This is a genomic window from Marinobacter pelagius (assembly GCF_003315345.1).
GTDB lineage: Bacteria > Pseudomonadota > Gammaproteobacteria > Pseudomonadales > Oleiphilaceae > Marinobacter > Marinobacter pelagius_A.
Window position 1 is genome coordinate 73,849 of the sequence record NZ_QNRO01000013.1, and the last position, 20,319, is coordinate 94,167.

Below are 20,319 nucleotides of genomic sequence, written 5' to 3' on the forward strand. Positions count from 1 at the left end.
CCATGGACATGCTTGGCGGACTGACACCTTCCGAATTTCTGCGGGACTACTGGCAGAAAAAACCCTTGGTGATCCGCCAGGCTTTTCCGGGTTTCCAGTGCCCGGTCAGCCCGGATGAGCTGGCCGGCCTGGCCTGCGAGGAAGGCGTGGAATCCCGGATCGTCATCGAGAATGACGACGGCAAGCCCTGGCAGTTGCACAACGGCCCCTTCACGCCAGACCGGTTCAGCGACCTGCCGGAGCAGGACTGGACGCTTCTGGTTCAGGGGCTGGACCACTGGGTTCCGGAAATTGCCGACCTGCTCGAACACTTCCGGTTCATTCCCAACTGGCGCCTCGATGACATCATGGCCAGTTACGCCCCGAAAGGTGGCAGCGTCGGCCCCCATTACGATCAATATGATGTGTTTCTGCTCCAGGCCCAGGGCCATCGCCGCTGGACCTTCGGCGGTCAGTGCGACCATACCTCGCCCAGGGTGGAAGGCACGCCCCTGCGGATCCTGAGCAGCTGGGAAGGCGAGGAAACCGTCACCCTGGCTCCGGGCGATATGCTCTACCTGCCGCCGGGCATCGGCCATCACGGTGTCGCCGAGGACGATTGCATTACCCTGTCGGTCGGCTTCCGGGCGCCCACCATCGACGACATCCTGACCGGTTTTACCGACTTCCTCTGTGGCCAGTCAGACGCCGCCGAGCACATCAACGATCCCGACCTCAAGGTTCAGGACAATCCCGGCACCATTGCCCCGGAGGTGATTGACCGGCTCAACGGCATCATCCAGGAGAAAGTCGGCAACCGCCGGCAGCTTGCCCTGTGGTTTGGCCAGTACGCCACTGCGCCGAAGAGTCTGGATATCGTGGTTCCCGCCGAGGAGCCGGCGTCCGAAGAGGACCTGGCAGAGGCCATCAGCGCCGGCGAACAGCTTCGCTGGAACGAGGGCTCCAGATTCGCCTTTTACGAACTCGGCGAAGACACCGCACTGTTTGTGGATGGCGAGCAATACCTGCTCAAGGGCGATGCCCGCCCGCTCGCACCCCTGCTGTGCGCCGCGGCCCGTGTGGATATGAAAGCACTCGCCGGATTCGCTGCGGACCCCGCCCTGCTCGGACTGCTGACGACCCTGTACAACCAGGGCTCGGTCTATTTCGAATAGGAGTGTCATGACGGTCCGGATTCGCAAATACAGCTGGCAACTGGCTCCCGGTCATATCCGGGATATCCGCCAGCGCGTGTTTATCGAGGAACAGCAGATACCGCCGGAACTGGAGTGGGACGAGACCGACGAGATTGCCGATCACTTCCTGGCAGTTCTGCCTGACAACACCCCGGTAGGCGTGGCCCGGCTGTTCTCCAGCCTGGATGAAACTGCCCACATCGGCCGCATGGCAATCCTGCCCGAGCATCGGGGCAAAGGTATCGGAGAGGCGCTGCTGCGCCACCTGCTGGCCGAGGCCGCAGGCCAGTACGATGAGGTCCGGCTGTCTGCCCAGGAACACGCGATTCCTTTCTACCAGCGGTCCGGGTTCCATGTGTGCTCGGACGTCTACGACGATGCCGGGATTCCCCACTACGACATGCGCTGCCTGGCGCCAGAGCTTGCCGTAGCCGCACTGGAAGAGCGCGACCATCCGCTGCTGCTGGAAGAGGACCGGCAAAGCTGGCGGTTTGAAAACGAGACCCGCATGCTGGCCCTGATGGACTCCCTCGCCGGCCAGGCGGGGCAACGGATCTGGCTGTATGACCGCCTGCTGGAACACGACCTGTATGATCGCTTCCGGTTCCGGGAACTGATTTCTGCCCTCGCCCGCCGCCACCGGCTCAGCGAAGTCCGGCTGCTGATCCACGACGACAAACCCCTGGTAAAACGCCGCCACCAGCTGGTGGAGCTGATGCGCCGGCTACCCAGCCGGATTGAGCTGAAGCTGGTGAACGACGACTATCCGGTGGAGGACCAGCCGTTCATGCTGATCGATCGGGAAGGCGTGCTGTACCGCCACGACTTCTACAAGCCTGAGGGCTTCTGCAACTTTTCCGACAGTGGCCGGGTGAAGCTGCTGTCAGAGGCTTTCCAGCGTATGTGGGACGTTGGGCGAAGTTCCCTGGAACTCCGCCAGCTACCGCTCTGAATGGTGGACCTGCGGGAGATCCGCGGACTCGAACCGGGCGCCGAAGGGCGCGAACTCCGTATCCACTTCCTCAGCCACCTCGGCGATCAGTTTCCTCAGCCACTGGTGATCCGTGTTGTGCTGCAGCAGCGGACTCCAGGCCATTTTCAGTTCGAACGGCGGTATTTCGAACGGTGGCACCTTGACCACCAGGTTGGGATTGTCCTTCTGCAGCCAGGCCGCCCGTGACGGCAGGGTGGCGATCAGATCGTGCTGTTCGGCCAGCAGCATGGCCACCTGGTAATGTCGGGTAAACACGGAAATCTGCCGCTTGGCCCCCATTCGCCCGAGTGCCTCATCCACCCAGCCAAGACGCTGCACATCTTTCGGATTCACCCCCACACCAACGCCAAACCCGGTCTTGCTGACCCAGATATGGCTCGCCGCCAGGTAGGTATCGAGGGTGAACGGTTCCTTGAGGATCGGATTCCGGGCATTCATCAGGCAGGCAAAATACTCGGTCCAGAGGGTCTTCTGGTGAAACGACTGGGGAATCTTGTCAAAGCGGTTGATGGCCATGTCCAGCCGCCCCTGCTCCACGTCCAGGAAACTCACGTCACTGGGGGTCAGCACATCCAGGGTGACATGGGGCGCCTCCTGGCGGATCCGGCGCAGAACCCGGGGCATCAGGCAGGACTCGGCGTAATCACTGGCCATGATCCGGAACACCCGTTGGCTCTCCATGGCCGAGAAGGGCGTTTTCTCCTGCACCGCCTGCTCGATATCCGACAGGATGCCACGAACCAGCGGCTGCAGCTCCCTGGCCCGCTCCGTGGCCGTCATCCCTTCACTGGTTCTGACCAGCAACGGATCGGCAAACAGGTCCCGCAATCGACGCAGGCCGTTACTCATGGCAGGCTGGGTGATCCCGAGATGGTTGGCCGCCTTGGTCACGTTGCGTTCCCGCAACAGCACATCGAGATACACCAGCAGGTTCAGGTCGACACGGGAAAGATCCATCAGGCGCTCCGGCATTGCATCAGGGGAAAATCGGATAGTGCTGGTCGCCAACCAGACACATCATTCATGCCAATGATACATTTCTGATACAAAATTCACAAAATCTATAGAACTCTTTGTCCACGTCATCCAAAACACGGATTCCATTCGCCTTTTCTGCTAACCTTGGCTCCGATGCCTAACCAGCCGGGAACAGAGACAGCAACTACCCGTGACCAACACCTTCAAAAAGCGGCTTTCATACAGGCTGACCCGAGACACTCTCCTTGTCGCCATGGCGCTGGGGCTTGTGTTGAACCTGGTCCAGATCACCCTGGACTATTTCAGCGCCCGGGAGGCCATGGAATCCGAAATCAATGCACTGATCGAGATCAGTCACAGCCCGGCATCCCAGATTGCCTACAACATCGACGTCCGCCTCGCCGAGGAACTGCTCGATGGCCTGCTGCGCCACCCTGCCACCATTGATGCCCGGATCATCGACAACGAGGGGCATACCATGGCCGCGGCCAGCCAGAGCAGCCCTGTATCACCCTATCGCTGGCTCAGTGACCTGCTGTTCGGTGACACCCGGTCCTTCAGCTCCGAACTCGAGGTCCGGCAGCTCGCAGACCTGCCCCTGGGCAACCTGGTTGTCACCATTGATACCTTTCACTACGGATTGCAGTTCCTCAAGCGGGCCGCCTATACCCTGTTCAGCGGCCTGCTGAAGAGCCTTGCGCTGTCGGGTGCGCTGTTGGCCATTTTCTACCTGGTGCTGACCCGGCCCATGATGAATGTCATCAGTGCGCTGAGCCGGGTTTCCGCCGACTCCCCGGAGAAGATCCGGCTACCCGTACCCGCCAGGCATGAGCAGGACGAGATCGGCACCATGGTCGGCATCATCAACCAGCACCTGGCAACCATCGACTCCAGCCTGGAACAGTTGCGGGAAGCAGAGAGTGCCATCAAGAACTACTCCAGCCAGCTGGAGCAGGAAGTCGCCGACCGCACCCGTGAGATCTCGGACAAGAACGAGGCCTTGCAGCGGGGCAACCGGGCCCTGGTGAGAGCCAAGGAAGATGCCGTCCGCCGGGCCCGGTCGCGGGCCAACTTCCTTGCCAGCATGAGCCACGAGATACGCACACCGCTCAATGGCGTCCTGGGCATGCTGGGAGTCGCGCTTGAGGGCGAGCTGGACCCGGTTCAGCGCAACCGGATCGAGATCGCCCTGAACGCGGGCGAGAGTCTGCTTGGCCTGCTCAACGATATCCTGGATATTTCCAAGGTCGAGGCCGGCAAGCTCAATCTGGAAAATATTCCGTTCAGCATGCGCCACCTGATCGAGGAATGCGCGACCCTGCACTCCCAGCAGGCCCGGGCCAAGGGCATCGACCTGGTCAGCGAAATTGATCCGGAACTGCCGGAAACTTTCCTGGGCGATCCCACCCGGACCCGACAGATTCTCAACAACCTGATCAGTAACGCCATCAAGTTCACCGATGCCGGGCATGTGAAGATCAAGGCCACCCATTCCGGGGGCAGCCTGCGCCTGGAAGTCATCGATACCGGCATCGGCATGTCCCGGGAAGGGTTGCACCGGATTTTCTCGCCCTTCTCCCAGGCAGATACCGACACCACCCGCCTGTACGGAGGCACCGGCCTCGGCCTGACCCTGTGCCGGCAGCTGGTGGAGCGAATGCACGGGCAGATCATGGTGGATTCCCGGGAAGGAAGCGGCACCCATTTCACTGTCACCCTGCCACTTCCGGTTCACGAAGAACCCGAGTCGGGCACGACAGCCGAATCACTTCCGGACAAGCTCCGGCAGATTGGGGTTGCACTGGCGGTGCCCCCGCCCCATCCCCACCGCCTGGCGCTGGAGAGCCAGTTACGGGCCTGGGGAATACCGGTCCGGGGCGCAAGCCGGCATCCCGAGGGCATCCTGCTGTCAACGATTGATGCGGGTGACGCCGAAACCATGGCATTTGCCGACAACTGGCCCGGGGAAGGCGTCATTCTCGCCGAGGCCAGAGGCAACAGCATAGAGGGTCATACCGACCACCAGATCCTGTCGCTCCCCCTGAGGCGGGACGAATTCTATCGATGCCTGTGTCGGGCGGTGGGACTGATGCCGGCAGAAAAGGCGCAGGAACAGCAAACAGAAGTGCCGACCGCTGCCACCCGGCCGTTGCAGATACTGTTGGTGGAGGACAATCAGGTGAACCAGCTGGTCGCCAGCAGCCTGCTGAAAAAGCTTGGCCACCGGGTGGACCACGCCGAAAACGGCAAGCGGGCGCTGGAAGCCCTGAAGAATGCCGCCTACGACCTGGTCCTGATGGACTGCCAGATGCCGGTCATGGACGGTTACGAGGCCACCCGCCAGATTCGCGAGAACCCGGACTGGAAGGACCTGCCCGTGATCGCGGTCACCGCCAATGTCATGCAGGGTGACCGGGAGGACTGCATCGCCGCCGGCATGAACGATTACATTACCAAGCCCTACAACCGGGACGAACTCCGCAGCGCTATCAGTCGCTGGGCGCCCCGGGAGTAACCCCCGGATTCGGGGGGCAAGGCTGCTAAAGCAACTCTTCAATATCCTTGCGGATCGCCTCGGGCTTGGTGGTAGGCGGGTAGCGACGCACAACCCGGCCGTTACGGTCCACCAGAAACTTGGTGAAGTTCCATTTGACCTTTTCCGAGCCCATCAGGCCCCGCGCCTCCTGCTTGAGGAATTTATACAGGGGGTGCGTTCCGTCACCGTTCACCTCGATCTTGGCAAACATGGGGAAATCCACGCCGTAATTGAGGCTGCAGAACTGGCTGATGGATTCGTCGGTGCCCGGATCCTGGTTCATGAACTGATTGCAGGGGAACCCCAGAACTTCCAGGCCTTGTTCGTTCAGGTCCTTGTACAGAGCCTGAAGGCCCTCAAACTGGGGCGTGAAGCCACACTTGCTGGCCGTGTTCACGATCAGCAATACCTTGTCGCGGTAGGCCTCCATGCTCTGTTCGTTGCCCTGAATATCACGAACGGTAAAATCGTAGATACTGGATTGCGCCATTCTGGTCTCCTGTGGTGAGCGCGAGGAACCTGATTGTGACCAAGTCCGATGGAAAATAACACGCCGTTACAGGCCACTTGGTCACAAAACCGGGAACCCGCCTGAGGTTTACTCCCTAAATCCGCCACAATTCATCATAATTACCCTGTTGTAGCGCACCCTCGCTCCGCTAGAATAAAGCCTTCCGTCAACCGGACGGCTGTGTATCCGTATTACCTCTCAAGGAATCTGAATCCATGCAGAACTACTACAAATCCGCCAAGCTCGATAACGTCTGTTACGAAATTCGTGGAGTGGTTCTGCGTGAGGCGCGTCGGCTGGAGGAAGAGGGTCACCGTGTGCTCAAGCTCAACATCGGCAACCCCGCCGCATTCGAGCTGGATGTGCCGGAAGAGATCCAGCAGGACGTCATCTACAACATGCATCAGGCCCAGGGCTATGTGGAGTCCAAGGGTCTGTTCTCTGCCCGCAAGGCGGTCATGCACTACTGCCAGCAGCGCGGCATCGACAAGGTGGATATCGACGACATCTACCTGGGTAATGGCGTCAGCGAACTGATCGTGATGTCCATGCAGGCGATGCTCAACACCGGTGACGAGGTGCTCATTCCGGCACCGGATTACCCGCTGTGGACCGCCGCGGTCACCCTGTCCAGCGGCAAGCCGGTGCATTACCGCTGTGACGAGGAGCAGAACTGGTTCCCGGATATTGACGATATCCGCAAGAAGATCACCCGGCGCACCCGTGCCATCGTGCTGATCAACCCCAACAATCCGACCGGGGCGGTCTATTCCACCGAGCTGCTGGAGCAGGTCATCGAGCTGGCCCGCAAGCACAACCTGATCGTGCTGTCGGACGAGATCTACGACAAGATTCTGTATGACGGAACCCGGCACGTGTCCACCGCTTCCCTGGCCGACGACGTCCTGTTCTTCACCTACAACGGCTTGTCAAAGAATTACCGTGCGGCCGGTTACCGCTCCGGCTGGATGATCATCAGCGGTGCCAAACATCGCGCCCGGGATCTGGTGGAAGGCATCGAGATGCTTTCGAACATGCGCCTGTGTGCCAATGTGCCGGCACAGCTCGCCATCCAGACCGCCCTGGGTGGATACCAGTCCATCGACGACCTGGTCGCCCCGGGTGGCCGCCTGTTTGAGCAGCGCGACACCGCCTGGCGAATGTTGAACGACATTCCCGGCGTCAGCTGTGTGAAACCGGAAGGCGCCCTGTACCTGTTCCCGAAACTGGACCCGAAGAAGTTCCCCATCGTCAATGACGAGAAGCTGGTGCTCGACCTGCTGCTGCAGGAAAAGATCCTGCTGGTACAGGGGTCCGCGTTCAACGTGGATGACAAGCAGCACCTGCGGGTGGTCTTCCTGCCACGGGCAGATACTCTCGAGGACGCCATGGGCCGCCTCGGCAATTTCCTGAGCAAATACCAGCAGTAACGGACAATTTATGGCAGACATTCACGTCGAGGAATTCTACAAGGACGTCGCCGTCGCCCTGGTGCAGCTCTACGGTGTCTTCCCCCGCCGGGTCAACCTGTTCGTGGAAGACATTGCGGGGCCGGACGAGCCCGATGAGTTCGGTCTTCACAGCAAGCGGCACATGGCCTGTTTCGGCGCCCTGCTCTGGCTCGAGGAGGAAGGCCTGTTGCGCTACGTGGACACCATCCGGCAGGAAGCCCTGGACCAGGCCGTACTGACCCGCACCGCCTTCATCCGGCTCAGCGCCCCGGCCCCGCAAGCACTGGCGGATGCCGCCGGCGTACAGGTGGCCGAGACCGACAACCTCCCCCGTTCCGTCCAGCGGGATCTTTCCACCCATATCCACCTGATCCGCCAGGCGCTGAAGAGCGGCAACTCCGCCCGCATCAGCCAGGTGGTCCAGGCTACTTTTTTCGCCGACAGCAGCTACCATTAAATCGCGGTAATACTCTTGAAGCCGAGAACCCGGACCGCATATTCCGGTCAGATGGGTGAATCATGTCTTTGACTGAACTTTCAAGGAATTAACATGCGCATACTGCTGTTTCTGGCGACCAACCTTGCGGTCATCGTGGTTGCCAGTTTTACCCTGCGTTTGCTGGGTGTCGACAGTTACCTGAGCCAGCAGGGCATCGAATACGGCTCGCTGCTGGCGTTCGCGGCGGTGTTCGGCTTCGCCGGTGCCCTGATTTCACTGTTCATTTCCAAGCCGATGGCCAAGTGGAGCACGAAGGCTCAGGTCATCGAATCTCCGCGGACTCCGGCTGAGCGCTGGCTGGTGGATACCGTCGCGGAACTGGCCCGGAATGCGGGCATCAAGATGCCGGAGGTGGCCATTTTCCCGGCCTCCCAGTCCAATGCGTTTGCCACGGGCTGGAACAAGAATGATGCACTGGTGGCCGTCAGTGAGGGGCTGCTGCACCGGTTCAACAAGGATGAAATCCGCGCGGTCCTTGGACATGAGATTGGGCACGTGGCCAATGGGGACATGGTGACCCTGGCCCTGATTCAGGGCGTGGTGAACACGTTTGTTATTTTCGCTTCAAGAGTGATCGGTTCATTTGTTGACCGCGTGGTGTTCAAGAATGAGCAGGGCCACGGTATTGGTTTCTTCGTGGTCAGCATCGTGGCCGAGATCGTCCTTGGTATCCTGGCCAGCACCATCGTGTTCTGGTTCTCCCGTCGCCGGGAATACCGGGCGGATATTGCGGGGGCTCAGCTGGCAGGCCGTTCGGCGATGATTAACGCGTTGGCCCGGTTGAAGCAGGAAAGCGAGGTGCCGGATCAGATGCCGGATTCGCTGCAGGCGTTCGGCATCAACCGTGGTGCCCGGGCCGGCCTGAGTGCTCTGTTTATGACCCATCCGCCGCTGGAAGACCGTATTCGAGCCCTGCAGGAAGCGAATCTCTGAAGAATTGCACAAAGGTTCGATAGCTCCGCTGGTGGGGCCACCCTTCCGAAACTGTGCGGAGCCATGGATGGCGGAGCTCAAGCGTCACAGGGACGTGCCGCCAGGAGCGTGTTTCGGAAGGGTGGCCCCGCCAGCGGAGCTCCCCCCAAGTTAAAGCCTGACGGACATTCCTCAGATCTTCAGTTTGAAACCAATTGCTCTGAAACTGTCCTGCAGGGACTTACTGGTTCCTTTGAGCTGGACCTTCAGACTGGAACATTCTCTTCTTACCGGATAATCCCGGCGCAGCCGATCGAAGGCCACACCCCTTTCCTCGGCACTCCCGTTCATTACCAGCCGCAGGCGAGCATCATCCTCTCGGGGGTCGTAACAGGCCCTGAGCGCGGTCTTGATGGCTTTATCTTCGTCTGCAGCCGAGGTAAACGAAACCTTGCTCAAAGCGGGTTCCGGAAGGAACTGGCCGGCTTTCTTGCGGATCGGCAGGCCCAGGAAGGTGCTCAGGGCCTGATAGATCATTTCGGTGCCCTGGACCTTGCCTTCCAGGCTGTAGCCAGCGATATGGGGCGTCGCCAGCCAGGCGAGATCTACCAGATCGGGGTCGATTTTCGGCTCCCGTTCCCAGACATCGAGGGCTACGAGGGGCGAGTTGGCGGAGTTCAGGCGCTGCTTCAGTACGGAGGTATCGATTACTTCGCCACGGCCGGCGCTGATCAGGAGTTGGTCGGAGGTGAGTCCGGAGAGTTCGCGTTCTCCGATCATGTGGAAGGTGGCGTGGGGGCTGTTCCGGGTCAGCGGGGTGTGTAGGCTGACCACGTCGCATTCCATGGCTTCGTCCAGGCTGACGAACTCGGGGCCCTGCTCGCCTTCCCGTTCGGCTCTGGGCGGGTCGCACAGTCGGGTAGTGAAGCCGAGGCGTTCCAGCTTGGCTGCCAGTTCCCCGCCGACGTTGCCGACACCGACGATACCCACGCTCAGGTCCGTCCAGTCAGTCAGACCACGCCTCTCGGCATAAAGTGAAAGTACCGAAAGAACGTATTCGACGACGCTGTTGGCGTTGCAGCCCGGTGCGGCGGAGAATCGGATCCCCTGCTCTTCCAGCCACTGGCGATCGACGTGGTCGGTGCCGATGGTGGCGGTTCCGACAAAGCGGATGCGGCTGCCCTCGAGCAGCTCGCGGTTGACCCGGGTTACGCTCCGGACCAGCAGAATGTCTGCGTCGCGGACGTCATCAGGGCTCATGTGGCGGCCGGAGACCCGGCGGATTTCGCCCATATCCCCGAAGAAGGAGTCGAGTAACGGAATATTCTCGTCAGCTACGATCAGCATGGTCGTCTACGTCCTTCAGTTCCTGCGCTGGCGCTGGGAGCCGCCGCGACCGCCCTGGGGACGTCCGCCGCCGCCACTGCTGCGCCGGCCACCGCGTTTGCGGGTTATGGCCGGCTGTTCCAGTGGTGCTCTCAGGGTATCGTCAGGAACTTCGGTTTTCAGCTTCTGATTAATATAGGTTTCGATCGCCGGGAGGGTGAACGAGTCGTCCTCGCCAGCCAGGCTTATGGATACGCCTTTGCTGCCCGCGCGCCCGGTCCGGCCGATACGGTGCACATAGTCTTCCGCGTTGTCCGGCAGGTTGTAGTTGAACACGTGGGTGACGCCGTTGACGTGTATGCCCCGGCCGGCCACGTCGGTGGCGACCAGTACCTGGATATTGCCTTTCTTGAACTGGTCTAGGGTGCGCAGTCGTTTGTTCTGGGCGATCTCGCCGGACATCAGGGAGACCTTGACGCCCTGGTTTTTCAGGTCTTCCTCGAGGTCCCGGCACTGGTCCCGGCGGTTGGCGAAGACGATGGCCTTGTCCACTTCCGGGCGTTTCAGGTAATTGACCAGTACCTGCAGTTTTTCATCTTCACCCAGCAGGTAGACGGTCTGTTCGACCCGTTCCGCGGTCTTCTGCTCCGGCTCGATTTCCACAAACTCGGCGTTGCTGGTCCACATGGATGCCAGGTTGAGTACGTCCTGGTTGAAGGTGGCGCTGAACAGCAGAGTCTGGCGGTCGTCCTTGGGGGTGCACTTGCGGATAATGCGCTTCACGTCGGGGATGAAGCCCATGTCCAGCATCCGGTCGGCTTCGTCGAGGATCAGGATGTCCACCTGGTCCAGGAACACGTCCTGGGAACCCAGGAAGTCGATCAACCGGCCCGGGGTGGCCACCAGGATGTCCACGATTTCATTCTGGAGCTGGTCCCGCTGCTTGTCATAGTTCATGCCGCCAACCACGGTGACAACATTGTGACCGGTGTACTGGCACAGCTGCTCCGCATCCTTGGCAATCTGCATCGCCAGTTCCCGGGTCGGTGCCAGCGCCAGTACACGAGGCTCGGAGGCGAAGCGGTCCTTGTCGGGAATCGGTGTTTCCAGCAGTGTCTGGATGGCGGTGATCAGAAAGGCCGCGGTTTTGCCGGTACCGGTCTGGGCCTGGCCAATCAGGTCTTCACAGGCCAGTGTCCACGGCAGTGTTTCTGCCTGGATCGGTGTGCAGTATTCAAATCCGATGTTGGAGATGGCGTCCAGCAGGCGTTTGTCCAGGTTCAGGTCACTGAACTTCAGATCGCCGGTGTGTTTTGGGTCAGATGTCATACAGTCTGTGTATTCCTTGCTCTGTCGGAAAACGAATTGTGTGGAACCAGGCGTTGCACGTCCTGTTGCCAGGCGCTGTCGAAGTCCGGGGTGGTTCCGTAAAAGCTCTTAAGTGAATCAAAAAATTGCTGCCCCCGGGGCGGTAACCCCTCGGCCAGGTAACGCTCGGCCTGTGCCAGGACATTGGCACGGAACTGCTGTTCGTCACAGGCCCCATCGCCGGAGAGGTTGTCCACGCTGATGTGAAAGCGTGTACCGGCAGCCACTGAGAACAACCATTCCTGGGCCTGGGGTTTGATTTCAACCTGCTCAAAGGCCCGCTGTTGTTCCGGAGTGCGACCATCCGGACAGTACCAGTAGCCGTAGTCGTGAAGTGTGCGGCGATGCTCACCGGCAATACACCAGTGGCTTATTTCATGTAATGCACTGGCATAATAGCCGTGAGCAAACACGACCCGGGCCAGACCGGACGGTCCGTCAGCGGGCAGGTACTCGGGTTCTGCGCCGCCCCTGACCAGAATCGTCCGGAATGGCTCCCGGAACAGGTCATTGAACAGCATGATAAGATCGTTTGGACTGTGATTCATTGGATGGCTATTGTGCGACTTTAACGCATCCAATACCAGACCACCGGGAACTTTACCAGCAAGCCTGTGTCCACTGCCGTCGGAGCAGGAATCATCCATACACCTACAACCGGGAAATTGCACACCAGATGACAAACCCGAGCTTTGCCGACCGCCTTCGCCAGACAGCCTTCACCATGTTTTTTATCCTGGCCACCTGCCTGGCCCTGCTTGCTTCCCCGGCCCATGCCCTGGGCAGTTCCGGCTCCAGCCTGTTCGGCGGCGGCAATGACTTCCTTCCTGTCGACGAAGCGCTGCCGTTCAATTACACCACGGACCAGGGCGCGGTCACTCTGAACTGGAACATCACTCCCGGCCACTATCTGTACCAGAACCGTGTTGCTATCAGCGCAGTCACCGACGGCGTGACGGTGGGGAATCCATCCTTCTCGTTGCAGGGTGAAACCACCACCGATGAATTCTTTGGTGAAGTTACCGTTTTCTATGAGCCCGTGGCGGCACGCGTGCCGGTCACCCTCCCCGAAGGGGTTCGCGAGGCCACGCTCGAGGTCACCTACCAGGGCTGTGCCGAAGCCGGGTTATGTTACCCGCCCCAAACCCGGGAGGTGCTGTATTACCCCGGTGGGGATGACGCCGGCCCAACCAACACTGCGTCCTCCGGTTCAACCGCTGGCACGTCCGGACCTGCCACCTCCAGCGGGCCTGCCGGTTCCATCGACACGAACTCTGCCACCGGCCTTGCGGGCTTCCTCTCGGAGCAGTCCGTGCTGGTCATTGCCGGCCTGTTCTTTCTGCTGGGCCTGGGCCTGACCTTTACCCCCTGCGTCCTGCCCATGGTACCCATCATCTCCACCCTGGTGTCCGGGCATAACACCCGCACCACCGGTCACGCCCTGATGCTCTCGGGGAGTTACGTCCTGGGCATGGCGCTGACCTACGCCGCTGCCGGGGTGCTGACCGGATTGCTGGGCGCCAGTTTCAACCTGCAGGCACAGCTCCAGTCCCCCTGGGTCCTGGGCATCTTTGCCACGCTGTTCGTGGTGTTTGCGCTGTCCATGTTTGACCTGTTCGAGATCCAGCTCCCGCGCTTCATCCGGGACCCTCTCAATAACGCCAGCCACAAGCTGACCGGCTCCAGGGTCGCGGGTATTTTTGGCATAGGAGCCCTGTCGGCACTGATTGTTTCGCCCTGTGTCTCAGCCCCACTGGCGGGCAGCCTGCTGTACATTTCCACTACCCAGAATGCAGTGACCGGCGGTATCGCCCTGTTTGCGCTCGGTCTGGGCATGGGTGTCCCGCTGATCCTGGTTGCGGTTGGCGGTCGCAAACTGCTGCCTACCAGCGGCCACTGGATGACTGCGGTCAAACACTTCTACGGGGTGATGCTGCTTGCGGTGGCTATCTGGCTGGTAGAGCGACTGGTTCCGGCCTGGGTGGCGCTGACCCTGTGGGGTTTGCTGATCGCCATCACCGGGGTCCAGCTCGGCGCCTTTGACGCCGCCAGGGCCGGCTGGCAGCGAACCCGCAAGGGGCTGGGTTTGATCATGTTCGCTTACGGCCTGGCCCTGCTTGCCGGGGCCGTCGGTGGTGCCAACGATCCGCTCAAACCCCTGGCGCCATTCACGGTCGCCTCTTCGGCTCCTTCAGCTCAGGCGGCCGCCAGCCACGCGGAGTTCCGGCAGGTCGAGAATCCTGCGGAAATCCGGAGGCTGTTGCAGGCAGCCCGGGACCGGAACCAACCGGTCATGCTCGACTTCTATGCGGACTGGTGTATTTCCTGCAAAGTCATGGAGCGCAACGTATTCAGCGATGCCCAGGTTGGCCAGGCACTGTCATCCTATACCCTGCTGCAGATCGACATGACCCGGAATACACCCGAGCAGCAGGCCTTCCTGAATGAGCTGGGCCTGTTCGGTCCGCCGGCGATCCTGTTCTACCAGGCTGATGGCGACGAGCTGGAAGACCAACGAATCCTCGGTGAGATGGACAAGCGGGAATTCCTGACCCACCTTGAGCGGTTGCCGATCCGGAGCTGATGGCCGTTTCATCCGCCCCGGCGGATCAGGTAGATGAACTCCCCCTCCTGCTCCACCTGACTCACCAGCTCGTGCCCGAGAAACTGGCAGAAACGTGGTATATCCCGAGTGGTGGAGGGGTCGGTCGCCACCACGCGCAGCACGCCGCCGGGCTCGACGTCGTTGATACGGTTGTGGAGCATCATCACCGGCTCCGGGCAGAACAGGCCCCGGGCATCAAGTTCGGCGTCAAATTCAGTGGCCGTCAAACGATCACTCCTTCTGGTTAAGCTGATTTTTCAGGAATACGTGCTAAATTCCTGTTTATAACAGGTAAAAATATACGGAGGAAAACCATGATACGGGTTTTGATCGAACGCCACATCGCCGAATCCCTGGAAGAAGCCTATGAACAGCGGGCCCGACTGGTGCTGCAGCAGGCAGTGGCGGCGCCGGGCTTCATCTCCGGCGAGACTCTCGTCGACAGCCACGACCCCAACCACCGGATCACCCTGGCCAACTGGCGATCGGAAGCCGACTGGGACCGCTGGTACCGTTCCGAGGAACGCAAGGAACTGATGACAGAGCTGGTTCCCATGATGGACAAGGATGAAGCCATTACGGTTCTGCAGCAGAACGCGATCTGATTCCATCCGGTTGCCCCTGGCCCCGTCGGATCAGCCTGTGCGCTCGATAAAACAGGTGATCTCTTCGCGGTCATGATACAGGTGGCGGGCGCGCAGTCGGAAACCGACGCCCGCCTGTGCCAGCCCGTCTTCGATGATTTCCCGGCAGATCAGCCACTCTTCGTAGCGTTTCTTCATGGGCAGCTTCAGGTTGAATACGGTGAACCGGCAAAACCCCGAGCCGACCCAATCCACCGCCAACCGTGCCGTCTTCCTGGGCTGATCCACAATATCGCAGACCATCCAGTCAATTCCGCGCTTGGGTCGCCAGCTGTATCCGTCAGCACGCACATGTTCAACCTGACCGGAGGCCATCAGGTCAGGATCCATCGGGCCGTTGTCCACCGCGGTTACCAGCATGCCCTGGCGTACCAGCTGCCAGGTCCAGCCACCGGGGGCGGCACCCAGGTCGGCGGCCTTCTTCCCGCCCCCGAGATAGTCCAGCTCCTGTTCAGGGGGCAGAAAAACCTTCCAGGCCTCTTCCAGCTTCAGCGCCGAGCGACTCGGGGCCGATGCCGGCAGCCGAAGCCGCGGAATGCCGCCCACGAACCGGGCCCGGTTATTCCGCAGGCTGTACCCGACCACCGCATGACTGAAATCCGGCAGAAAAATCTCCAGCCGGGCCAGGGTCTCTGCCTCCACGGCCTTGAGTAGTCCGGCCCCGCGCAGCCCCTTGGAGAGCGGCGCCACCCATTTGCGGGCGAAGTTGCCCAGGTCCTTGTCGGCGTTGTTCTCCGGTAACCGGATTTCCACCCGTGCGCACTCCGGCATACCTCCCTCAAGCTGCCGAAGGCCTGAAATCACCGCTCCAACCCGGTCTTCCACCGGCAGCTCCAGCCGGCCAAGGACCACTAGCCAGTCCCGGACAAACACCAGATTCTCCAGACTGAGCCTGGCCAACAACTCCTCCGCCGGCTCCGGTCCGGGGAGGGAAAACCAGACAATGCCCTCGCCCCTGGCCGGTTCAAAAAAGCCGTACAGACCGGATTCCAGCGCGGAATCGGTGAGTTCACGCCCGGCCTCTGCCTCGAAGCCGGGCCTACAGAATGCGAGAATCTGTTCCATGTTGCCCCTGTGGCGGATTCCGGACCGAAACCCGCAAATTTGAAACTGTTTAACAGTGAAACTTGTGTACGTTGGCTACACTTCCAGCTCACTTTCTTGCTGGAAACACTGAATGCCACTCCTGACCCGGCTGATGTCTGCGGCCATGATCTCCTGCCTGTCTGCCCTTGCCTGGGCCGATCAGCCCGGAGCTCCGGGTCAATGCCCCGTGCTGGACGTCGCAGAGGACAATTCCCGGCACCACCTGATGGATTATGTCTGCTACTACAGCGCCGAGCCGGACGACGCCGCCCACCGGGCCGAATCACCGCAGGAACTGCCAGAATCACTGGCCTGGATACCGGCTGACGGCCATGACCTGGTGTTCAGCCATACTGAATCCGTCTACTGGCTGACGCTGCAGCTGAACAATAGCGGTAAAATCCGGGGGCTCTGGTACCTCAAGCTGGATTATCCCCTGCTCGATGAGGTCACATTCTGGACGGCTACCCGCGATGGCACCAGCCGGAAACTGACAACCGGCGACCAGTACCCGTTTGCATCCAGAGGCATAGGTTATCGGTATTACCTGCTGCCCGTCACCCTCGGAGCGCAGCAACAGCTCCAGGTCACCATCCGCATCCGCAGTAGCGGCGCGCTCAACGTTCCCCTGTCCCTGGAGACCCCGGCCGAGGTTATCTCCACCAGCAATCACCTGACACTGACCCACGGGTTGTTCTATGGGGCGCTGGCGATCTTTGCCGCCTTCAATCTGCTGCTGTTCTTCAGTTCCGGAACCGTCTACTACTTCTACAACGCCTTTTATATGGGCGCGATGGGGCTGTTCCTGTTCGCCATGGGCGGTTTTGCCAACCAGTATTTCTGGCCCGAGAGCGCGGGCTTCGCCAACACCTCGATTCCTCTGGCCCTGGGGCTCTGCGCCCTGGCGATGACACTGTTTGGCCGATCATTCCTGGAAGTCCGGCCGGATACGCTGGCCAATACCACCCTCAAGGTCCAGGCCTGGTTCTGTATCGTCTTTCTGGCCCTGACTTTCATCCTTCCCTACAACAAGACCATCATCCTGAACACGGTTCTGGCGTTGAGTGTCATCGCAAGCCTGCTGATTTCGGCCGGCATTCGCTGGCGCCAGGGCTATCAACCCGCCATCTGGTACCTGCTGTCCTGGATGGTGATGCTGGCCGGGGCTCTCATCTACGCACTCGCGGCGTTCGGCTACCTTGCCGATTTCCTGGCCCGGGAGTCTTTAATGCAGGCAACCATCGGCGGCCAGGTCATTCTGCTGAACTACGCCATGGTCCAGCGCTGGCGCCTGCTGAACCAGAAACTTCTGGAGGTGGAGCACAAGGCCCGCACCCAGCTGGAATTCAAGGTACATGAACGCACCTCTCAACTGCGCAACGCCATGCGGGAACTGGAGAAAGCCAATCGCAAACTGGCGGCCCTGAGCCTGAACGATCCATTGACCGGTCTGTATAACCGCCGGCATCTGGATAACATCCTCCCGGAGCTCTGTGCCGAAGCCAGGAGAACCGGCCAACCCCTGACTCTTGCCCTGGTCGATGCCGACCGGTTCAAGGCCGTAAACGACACCTGGGGCCACGGTTTCGGGGACACGTGCCTGCAACTGATTGCCGATATCCTCACCCGCCACGTGAAACGGCCAAGGGATATCGCCATCCGTTTTGGCGGCGAGGAGTTTGCCGTACTGTTACCCGGCGCCGACATCGAGGGCGCTCGCAAGGTATGCCAGGCGATACTGGATGACCTGAGGAACACGCCGCTGGACACTCCGGACGGCCGGACCCTGACCATGACCCTGAGCGCCGGTGTCGCGCAGCTGGCTAACCCGGAGGACCAGAGCACGCTCTTCCGCCGAGCTGACGATGCTCTGTATCAGGCCAAAGCCTCCGGGCGTGACCGGGTACAGACCGAAGAGCCGGAACTTACTGACCGGGACACACCCGCGACTCAATAAATGTACGAACCTGGCTGGCGGCCTCCTTGATCAAATCCTGTCGGGTCAGGGCCTGGCGGGCCAGTGGCTGAAAATCGTGGTTACCACCTTCCAGCCATACCAGCTGGCAGGCCCCGAGCTCACTTTGCCGCTCAGTCACCTCATCCGGCTTGCCGAAGGGATCACGGGTGCCCTGGATCACCAGCATGGGGCAGCCAATACGGGGAAAATGGTCAATGCGCCAGTTATCCGGCTTTCCCGGGGGATGAAACGGATAGCCAAAACAGACAACACCGTCGATCCCGCTGTCTTCGGCTGCCAGCAGACTGGCCATTCGCCCACTCATGGACTTGCCACCGATGACAACCGGGCACCCATCACCCACCTCCGACCGGACCCGGGCAAGTACATCCCGGAAACTCTCCAGAAGCCGGGGCCGACGATCCGGTGGCCGCTTTTTGCCATCCTGCCGGCGCTTCTGCATATACGGAAACTCGAACCGCACCGCCGCGACTTCTTCGGCATCCAACGCTGCGGCCAACTCTTCCATAAAGGGAGAATCAGCCGGTGCACCGGCACCATGGGCCAGAATCAGTACGACTTTCGGCTGATTTTCGTAGTAATTGCTCTTAATCAATTCCACTGAATTCACCTCTGCCAGATCAGGGACTATCATACCCAGAGCAAGCAGCAATTACCTTGGGCGCATCTTCCGCTTCGCGAATGATTCACATGCTCGCCATGTCGCTGATTTCGGTGAATTTGACGGATATCAGGAGTTGACCTGAGTCATTGCAAACAGCTAATGGTTTCTCCATACTTGCGCCCGCATAATTCCCCATCCTAAACCCATTGGTAAGGCTATGAGCACAGTAAATGCAAACCTGACATACAACTACAAGGTGGTGAGACAATTCGCCATCATGACAGTGGTATGGGGTATTGTAGGAATGGCTATGGGTGTGCTGATCGCAGCGCAGCTCGTCTGGCCATCCCTCAACCTCGACCTGCCCTTTACCCACTTCGGCCGGCTCCGGCCGCTGCATACCAACGCCGTCATCTTCGGCTTTGGTGGAAGTGCCTTGTTTGCCACCTGCTATTACGTCGTCCAGCGCACGTGTCAGGCCCGCCTGATCTCGGACGGCCTGGCAGCGTTCACGTTCTGGGGCTGGCAGGCAATCATTGTGGCAGCAGCAATCACCCTGCCAATGGGCCTTACGTCATCCAAGGAATACGCAGAACTCGAGTGGCCGATCGACATCGCCATTGCCGTGGTCTGGGTCACCTACGCCCTGGTCTTCTTCGGCACGATCATGAAGCGGAGCACTCCGCACATCTATGTGGCCAACTGGTTCTATGGCGCCTTCATCATTACCGTTGCCTTCCTTCACATCGGTAACAACCTGGCTCTGCCTGCCAGCGCCTTCAAGTCCTACTCTGCGTATGCCGGTGTCACCGACGCCATGATGCAATGGTGGTGGGGCCACAACGCCGTAGGCTTCTTCCTGACCGCGGGCTTCCTCGGCATGATGTACTACTTTGTGCCGAAGCAGGCTGCGCGTCCGGTCTACTCCTACCGCCTGTCCATCGTTCACTTCTGGGCGCTGATCGCCACCTATGTATGGGCCGGTGGTCACCATCTGCACTACTCCGCCCTGCCTGACTGGGCCCAGACTGCAGGTATGGTTATGTCCCTGATCCTCCTGGCGCCCTCCTGGGGCGGCATGATCAACGGCATGATGACCCTGTCCGGTGCCTGGCACAAACTGCGTACCGATCCGATCCTGCGCTTCCTCGTGGTCTCCCTGTCCTTCTATGGCATGTCCACCTTCGAGGGCCCGATGATGTCCATCAAGACCGTCAACGCACTGTCCCACAACACTGACTGGACCATCGGCCACGTGCACTCCGGCGCCCTGGGCTGGGTTGCCATGATCAGTATCGGCGCGGTCTACCACCTGGTCCCCAAACTGTGGGGCATCAAGGAAATGTACAGCACTGCTCTGATCAACGTGCACTTCTGGCTTGCGACTGTCGGTACCGTACTCTACATCGTTGCCATGTGGGTTAACGGCATCATGCAGGGCCTGATGTGGCGCGCAGTCAACGAAGACGGCACCCTGACCTACAGCTTCGTGGAAGCCCTGGAGGCCTCCTACCCGGGTTACTTCGTCCGCTTCCTCGGCGGCGTCATCTTCCTGAGCGGCATGCTGCTGATGGCCTACAACGTCTACATGACCGTTCGTCAGAAAGAAGCGGTTGCAGCGGACAGTGCTGCGGCTCAGGCGGCGTAACGGG

General features: G+C 60.4%; 18 protein-coding genes. 10 read left to right on the plus strand and 8 right to left on the minus strand.

All coding sequences use genetic code 11. The features are described 5' to 3' along the window. Nucleotides 1-2: 2 nt before the first annotated feature. Both DET50_RS12340 and DET50_RS12345 read left to right on the plus strand, forming a co-directional pair. Nucleotides 3-1,154: a cupin domain-containing protein gene (locus DET50_RS12340; RefSeq protein WP_113863144.1), complete on the plus strand. Its 1,152-nt coding sequence runs from the start codon at nucleotides 3-5 to the stop codon at nucleotides 1,152-1,154. 7 nt (nucleotides 1,155-1,161) lie between these two features. Next, a complete protein-coding gene (locus tag DET50_RS12345; protein WP_113863145.1) occupies nucleotides 1,162-2,127 on the plus strand; it encodes a GNAT family N-acetyltransferase in 966 nt (321 codons plus the stop codon). Here DET50_RS12345 and DET50_RS12350 read toward each other — a convergent pair. After that, nucleotides 2,116-3,126 (minus strand): LysR family transcriptional regulator, encoded by a 1,011-nt coding sequence (locus DET50_RS12350; protein ID WP_113863146.1) that lies wholly within the window; start codon nucleotides 3,124-3,126, stop codon nucleotides 2,116-2,118. The genes DET50_RS12345 and DET50_RS12350 overlap by 12 nt on opposite strands. 274 nt (nucleotides 3,127-3,400) lie before the next feature. Here DET50_RS12350 and DET50_RS12355 point away from each other — a divergent pair, with 274 nt between their 5' ends. Then, nucleotides 3,401-5,662 carry a hybrid sensor histidine kinase/response regulator gene (locus DET50_RS12355; RefSeq protein WP_404932740.1) on the plus strand — a complete coding sequence of 754 codons (2,262 nt, stop codon included), beginning with the start codon at nucleotides 3,401-3,403 and terminating at the stop codon, nucleotides 5,660-5,662. A 25-nt stretch (nucleotides 5,663-5,687) separates the two neighbouring features. On the opposite strand, the gene DET50_RS12360 is transcribed toward DET50_RS12355, so the two are convergent. Next, on the minus strand, nucleotides 5,688-6,173 hold the full coding sequence (locus tag DET50_RS12360; protein WP_113863148.1) for a glutathione peroxidase: 486 nt from the start codon (nucleotides 6,171-6,173) through the stop codon (nucleotides 5,688-5,690). A gap of 236 nt (nucleotides 6,174-6,409) precedes the next feature. Here DET50_RS12360 and DET50_RS12365 point away from each other — a divergent pair, with 236 nt between their 5' ends. The 3 genes from DET50_RS12365 to htpX all read left to right on the plus strand — a co-directional run bounded on the left by DET50_RS12365 (nucleotide 6,410) and on the right by htpX (nucleotide 9,077). Beyond that, entirely contained in the window at nucleotides 6,410-7,624 is a 1,215-nt protein-coding gene (locus DET50_RS12365) for a pyridoxal phosphate-dependent aminotransferase (protein WP_091999942.1), read from the plus strand. Nucleotides 7,625-7,634: 10 nt separating this feature from the next. Continuing rightward, a complete protein-coding gene (locus DET50_RS12370) occupies nucleotides 7,635-8,102 on the plus strand; it encodes a hypothetical protein (protein ID WP_113863149.1) in 468 nt (155 codons plus the stop codon). 93 nt (nucleotides 8,103-8,195) lie between these two features. Then, nucleotides 8,196-9,077: a protease HtpX gene (htpX, locus tag DET50_RS12375; RefSeq protein ID WP_113863150.1), complete on the plus strand. Its 882-nt coding sequence runs from the start codon at nucleotides 8,196-8,198 to the stop codon at nucleotides 9,075-9,077. A 171-nt stretch (nucleotides 9,078-9,248) separates the two neighbouring features. Here htpX and pdxB read toward each other — a convergent pair whose 3' ends face one another. From pdxB to DET50_RS12390, 3 genes are read right to left on the minus strand one after another with little or no spacing between them, the layout of a single operon-like run. Continuing rightward, entirely contained in the window at nucleotides 9,249-10,403 is a 1,155-nt protein-coding gene (gene pdxB, locus DET50_RS12380) for a 4-phosphoerythronate dehydrogenase PdxB (protein WP_113863151.1), read from the minus strand. A 15-nt stretch (nucleotides 10,404-10,418) separates the two neighbouring features. Next, nucleotides 10,419-11,711 (minus strand): DEAD/DEAH box helicase, encoded by a 1,293-nt coding sequence (locus tag DET50_RS12385; RefSeq protein WP_113863152.1) that lies wholly within the window; start codon nucleotides 11,709-11,711, stop codon nucleotides 10,419-10,421. After that, nucleotides 11,708-12,298: an elongation factor P hydroxylase gene (locus DET50_RS12390; protein ID WP_113863153.1), complete on the minus strand. Its 591-nt coding sequence runs from the start codon at nucleotides 12,296-12,298 to the stop codon at nucleotides 11,708-11,710. The genes DET50_RS12385 and DET50_RS12390 overlap by 4 nt, the downstream gene beginning before the upstream one ends. A 128-nt stretch (nucleotides 12,299-12,426) precedes the next feature. Here DET50_RS12390 and dsbD point away from each other — a divergent pair, with 128 nt between their 5' ends. Beyond that, a complete protein-coding gene (gene dsbD, locus DET50_RS12395; RefSeq protein WP_113863154.1) occupies nucleotides 12,427-14,334 on the plus strand; it encodes a protein-disulfide reductase DsbD in 1,908 nt (635 codons plus the stop codon). 8 nt (nucleotides 14,335-14,342) lie between these two features. On the opposite strand, the gene tusA is transcribed toward dsbD, so the two are convergent. Continuing rightward, complete coding sequence (tusA, locus tag DET50_RS12400) at nucleotides 14,343-14,582, minus strand: sulfurtransferase TusA (protein ID WP_113863155.1); 240 nt, start codon at nucleotides 14,580-14,582, stop codon at nucleotides 14,343-14,345. Nucleotides 14,583-14,669: 87 nt separating this feature from the next. On the opposite strand from tusA, the gene DET50_RS12405 reads away from it, so the two are divergent. Beyond that, nucleotides 14,670-14,960, plus strand: a complete 291-nt coding sequence (locus DET50_RS12405; protein WP_113863156.1) for an antibiotic biosynthesis monooxygenase family protein — start codon at nucleotides 14,670-14,672, stop codon at nucleotides 14,958-14,960. Nucleotides 14,961-14,990: 30 nt separating this feature from the next. On the opposite strand, the gene rlmM is transcribed toward DET50_RS12405, so the two are convergent. Further along, nucleotides 14,991-16,064 (minus strand): 23S rRNA (cytidine(2498)-2'-O)-methyltransferase RlmM, encoded by a 1,074-nt coding sequence (gene rlmM, locus DET50_RS12410; RefSeq protein ID WP_113863157.1) that lies wholly within the window; start codon nucleotides 16,062-16,064, stop codon nucleotides 14,991-14,993. Nucleotides 16,065-16,176: 112 nt separating this feature from the next. On the opposite strand from rlmM, the gene DET50_RS12415 reads away from it, so the two are divergent. Further along, nucleotides 16,177-18,042, plus strand: coding sequence for a sensor domain-containing diguanylate cyclase (locus DET50_RS12415; protein ID WP_113863158.1), 1,866 nt, complete (start codon nucleotides 16,177-16,179; stop codon nucleotides 18,040-18,042). On the opposite strand, the gene DET50_RS12420 is transcribed toward DET50_RS12415, so the two are convergent. Then, the gene (locus tag DET50_RS12420) at nucleotides 18,011-18,664 is read right to left on the minus strand and encodes an alpha/beta family hydrolase (protein WP_258546123.1); all 654 of its coding nucleotides are present in this window, start codon (nucleotides 18,662-18,664) and stop codon (nucleotides 18,011-18,013) included. The two genes, DET50_RS12415 and DET50_RS12420, sit on opposite strands and share 32 nt — an antisense overlap. Before the next feature lie 220 nt (nucleotides 18,665-18,884). On the opposite strand from DET50_RS12420, the gene ccoN reads away from it, so the two are divergent. Continuing rightward, nucleotides 18,885-20,315 carry a cytochrome-c oxidase, cbb3-type subunit I gene (gene ccoN / locus DET50_RS12425; RefSeq protein ID WP_113863160.1) on the plus strand — a complete coding sequence of 477 codons (1,431 nt, stop codon included), beginning with the start codon at nucleotides 18,885-18,887 and terminating at the stop codon, nucleotides 20,313-20,315. Nucleotides 20,316-20,319: the final 4 nt, after the last annotated feature.

Excerpts from the sequence above, each read along its gene's own strand:
- DET50_RS12340 (WP_113863144.1), top strand. The coding sequence starts at position 3 with ATGGACATGCTTGGCGGACTGACACCTTCCGAATTTCTGCGGGACTAC.
- DET50_RS12345 (WP_113863145.1), top strand. The coding sequence starts at position 1,162 with ATGACGGTCCGGATTCGCAAATACAGCTGGCAACTGGCTCCCGGTCAT.
- DET50_RS12350 (WP_113863146.1), bottom strand. The coding sequence starts at position 3,126 with ATGGATCTTTCCCGTGTCGACCTGAACCTGCTGGTGTATCTCGATGTG.
- DET50_RS12355 (WP_404932740.1), top strand. The coding sequence starts at position 3,401 with ATGGCGCTGGGGCTTGTGTTGAACCTGGTCCAGATCACCCTGGACTAT.
- DET50_RS12360 (WP_113863148.1), bottom strand. The coding sequence starts at position 6,173 with ATGGCGCAATCCAGTATCTACGATTTTACCGTTCGTGATATTCAGGGC.
- DET50_RS12365 (WP_091999942.1), top strand. The coding sequence starts at position 6,410 with ATGCAGAACTACTACAAATCCGCCAAGCTCGATAACGTCTGTTACGAA.
- DET50_RS12370 (WP_113863149.1), top strand. The coding sequence starts at position 7,635 with ATGGCAGACATTCACGTCGAGGAATTCTACAAGGACGTCGCCGTCGCC.
- htpX (WP_113863150.1), top strand. The coding sequence starts at position 8,196 with ATGCGCATACTGCTGTTTCTGGCGACCAACCTTGCGGTCATCGTGGTT.
- pdxB (WP_113863151.1), bottom strand. The coding sequence starts at position 10,403 with ATGCTGATCGTAGCTGACGAGAATATTCCGTTACTCGACTCCTTCTTC.
- DET50_RS12385 (WP_113863152.1), bottom strand. The coding sequence starts at position 11,711 with ATGACATCTGACCCAAAACACACCGGCGATCTGAAGTTCAGTGACCTG.
- DET50_RS12390 (WP_113863153.1), bottom strand. The coding sequence starts at position 12,298 with ATGAATCACAGTCCAAACGATCTTATCATGCTGTTCAATGACCTGTTC.
- dsbD (WP_113863154.1), top strand. The coding sequence starts at position 12,427 with ATGACAAACCCGAGCTTTGCCGACCGCCTTCGCCAGACAGCCTTCACC.
- DET50_RS12405 (WP_113863156.1), top strand. The coding sequence starts at position 14,670 with ATGATACGGGTTTTGATCGAACGCCACATCGCCGAATCCCTGGAAGAA.
- rlmM (WP_113863157.1), bottom strand. The coding sequence starts at position 16,064 with ATGGAACAGATTCTCGCATTCTGTAGGCCCGGCTTCGAGGCAGAGGCC.
- DET50_RS12415 (WP_113863158.1), top strand. The coding sequence starts at position 16,177 with ATGCCACTCCTGACCCGGCTGATGTCTGCGGCCATGATCTCCTGCCTG.
- ccoN (WP_113863160.1), top strand. The coding sequence starts at position 18,885 with ATGAGCACAGTAAATGCAAACCTGACATACAACTACAAGGTGGTGAGA.